Raw genomic sequence first — 3,020 nt, 5'->3', positions numbered from 1 at the left:
AGGAGGTCGCTGTATGGCCATGTCCGAGGACGGCTCGTCAGCATCCACCGATCCATCGGCATCCGGAACCGGAGCGCCCGCCCGCGAGTTGTTGTCCGCCGCGGACGTCGGACGCACCGTGGCCCGCATCTCCCACCAGATCATCGAGAAGACCGCACTCGACGCCCCGGAAGGCGAAGCGCCTCGCGTCGTGCTGGTCGGAATCCCCACCCGCGGCACCACCCTCGCGAACCGCATCGCCGAGCGCATCGAGGAGTTCTCCGGGGTCCGCGTGCCGGTCGGATCTCTCGACATCACGCTCTACCGCGACGACCTGCGGACCAAGCCGCACCGTCCCCTCGAGCGCACCTCGGTGCCGGAAGGCGGTGTGGACAACGCCCTGGTCGTCCTCGTCGACGACGTGCTCTTCTCCGGCCGCTCCGTCCGCGCCGCCCTCGACGCCCTGCGCGACCTGGGCCGGCCGCGGGCCGTCCAGCTCGCGGTGCTGGTCGATCGCGGGCACCGCGAGCTGCCGCTACGCGCCGACTACGTCGGCAAGAACGTTCCCACCGCCCGCACGGAGGACGTGCGCGTGCTGCTCACCGAACAGGACGGACGTGACGCGGTGGAGATCTCCGGAGGCAAGAACCTGTGAAACACCTGCTCACCATCGCGGATCTGACCAGGGATTCCGCGACCGAGCTTCTGGACGAGGCGGAACGGTTCGAGCAGGCGTTGCTCGGCCGTGAGGTGCGCAAGTTGCCGACACTGCGCGGCCGCACCGTGATGACCGTGTTCTACGAGAACTCGACCCGGACCCGGGTGTCCTTCGAGGTCGCCGGCAAGTGGATGAGCGCGGACGTCATCAACGTCAGCGCGTCGAGTTCGTCGGTGTCCAAAGGCGAATCGCTGCGCGACACCGCGCTGACCCTGCACGCGGCGGGCGCCGATGCGCTGATCGTGCGGCACCCGGCCTCCGGTGCGGCACACCGGATCGCGGACTGGACGACCGACGCCGACGGCAACGGCCCGTCGGTGATCAACGCCGGTGACGGCACCCACGAACACCCCACGCAGGCGCTGCTCGACGCGCTGACCCTGCGGCAGCGGCTCGGATCGCTGGAAGGGCGGCGCATCGGCATCGTCGGCGACATCCTGCACAGCCGGGTGGCGCGCTCGAACGCGCTGCTGCTGTCGATGCTCGGCGCCGAGGTGGTGCTCGTCGCGCCCCGCACGCTGCTGCCGGTCGGGGTGGAGACCTGGCCGGTGACCGTGGCGCACTCGCTCGACGCGGAACTGCCCGGCCTGGACGCGGTGCTCATGTTGCGGGTGCAGGCCGAACGCATGAACGGCGGGTTCTTCCCGTCGGCGCGCGAGTACTCGATCGGTTACGGACTGTCCGAGCGCCGGCTGCGGCTGCTCTCCGACGACGCGGTGGTGCTGCACCCCGGCCCGATGCTGCGCGGCATGGAGATCGCCTCCGCGGTCGCCGACGCCCCGCAGACCGCGGTGCTGCAGCAGGTGACCAACGGTGTGCACGTGCGCATGGCGGTGCTGTTCCGTCTGCTGGTCGGCACCGAAGGGGCGTCGGCATGACGGAAACTATTGGAACAGGAGACAATTCGGTGACCCCGCAGGTCCTCATCCGCAACGTGCTGGTCTACGGCGAGGGCGATCCGGTCGACGTCCTGCTCGGCGACGAGCAGATCCTCGCGATCGGTTCCGGCCTCGAGGCCGACGCCGATGCCGAGGTGATCGACGGTACCGGCCAGGTCCTGCTGCCCGGCTTCGTCGACCTGCACACGCACCTGCGCGAACCGGGCCGCGAGGACACCGAGACGATCGACAGCGGCTCGGTCGCCGCCGCGCTCGGCGGCTACACCGCGGTGTTCGCGATGGCCAACACCAACCCGGTCGCGGACTCGGTCGTCGTCACCGATCACGTGTGGCGCCGCGGCCAGGAGGTCGGGCTGGTCGACGTGCACCCGGTCGGCGCGGTCACCGTCGGTCTCGCCGGCAAGCAGCTCGCCGAGATGGGCACCATGGCGGCCGGCGCCGGCCGGGTCCGGATGTTCTCCGACGACGGGCACTGCGTGTACGACCCGCTGATCATGCGGCGCGCCCTCGAATACGCGGGCACCCTCGGAGTTCTCATCGCCCAGCATGCCGAGGAGCCGCGGCTGACCGTCGGCGCCGTCGCCCACGAGGGTCCGACCGCCGCGCGGCTGGGTCTGACCGGATGGCCGCGCGCGGCCGAGGAGTCGATCGTGGCGCGCGACGCGCTGCTCGCGCGGGACGCCGGAGCGCGTGTCCACATCTGCCACGCGTCCACCGCGGGCACCGTCGAACTCGTCAAATGGGCTCGGGGACAGGGGATTTCGATCACGGCCGAGGTGACTCCCCATCACCTGCTTCTCGACGATTCGCGGCTCGAGACCTACGACGGCGTCAACCGGGTCAACCCGCCGCTGCGGGAACGTTCCGACGTCGAGGCATTGCGCCGCGGCCTCGCCGAGGGTGTGCTGGATTGTGTGGCCACCGACCACGCCCCGCATGCCGAACAGGACAAGTGCTGCGAGTTCTCGCAGGCCCGGCCCGGCATGCTCGGCCTCGAGACGGCCCTGTCCATCCTCGTCGAGACGATGGTCCGGCCCGGCCTGCTCGACTGGCGTGGGGTCGCGAAGGTGATGAGCGAGCGACCCGCCGAGATCGTCGGACTCGACGACCAGGGCCGCCCGCTCGCGGTCGGGGAACCGGCCAACGTCGTGCTCGTCGACCCGGACACCGAATGGACGGTGCGCGGACCGGAACTGGCGAGCATCTCGAACAACACCCCGTACGAGGAGATGACGCTGCCCGCCAAGGTCACCGCGACCGTGCTGCGCGGCAGGATCACCGCCCGCGACGGTGCGGTCCGCCCGCGGACCGGCGGGAGGTAGCGCGATGGACCGGGTTCTGATCACCCTCGGCTTCCTGCTCCTGTGGGTCGTGCTGGTCCTGCTCATGTGGAAGGGTTGGCGCGTCCGCGCCAACCCTTCCAC

General features: G+C 70.5%; 3 protein-coding genes. All 3 read left to right on the top strand.

Annotated elements, in window-relative coordinates; all coding sequences use genetic code 11:
* Positions 1 to 13: 13 nt before the first annotated feature.
* The 3 genes from pyrR to I0Q12_RS12050 are packed head-to-tail and all read left to right on the top strand — an operon-like array spanning position 14 to position 2,918.
* Positions 14 to 634 (top strand): bifunctional pyr operon transcriptional regulator/uracil phosphoribosyltransferase PyrR, encoded by a 621-nt coding sequence (pyrR, locus tag I0Q12_RS12060; protein WP_197252147.1) that lies wholly within the window; start codon positions 14 to 16, stop codon positions 632 to 634.
* A complete protein-coding gene (locus tag I0Q12_RS12055; RefSeq protein WP_197252146.1) occupies positions 631 to 1,575 on the top strand; it encodes an aspartate carbamoyltransferase catalytic subunit in 945 nt (314 codons plus the stop codon). The genes pyrR and I0Q12_RS12055 overlap by 4 nt, the downstream gene beginning before the upstream one ends.
* Complete coding sequence (locus tag I0Q12_RS12050; RefSeq protein WP_197252145.1) at positions 1,572 to 2,918, top strand: dihydroorotase; 1,347 nt, start codon at positions 1,572 to 1,574, stop codon at positions 2,916 to 2,918. Before I0Q12_RS12055 ends, I0Q12_RS12050 begins: the two co-directional genes overlap by 4 nt.
* Positions 2,919 to 3,020: the final 102 nt, after the last annotated feature.

Source organism: Rhodococcus sp. CX (assembly GCF_015865005.1).
GTDB lineage: Bacteria > Actinomycetota > Actinomycetes > Mycobacteriales > Mycobacteriaceae > Rhodococcus.
This window is presented reverse-complemented; position numbering and strand designations above follow the sequence as displayed.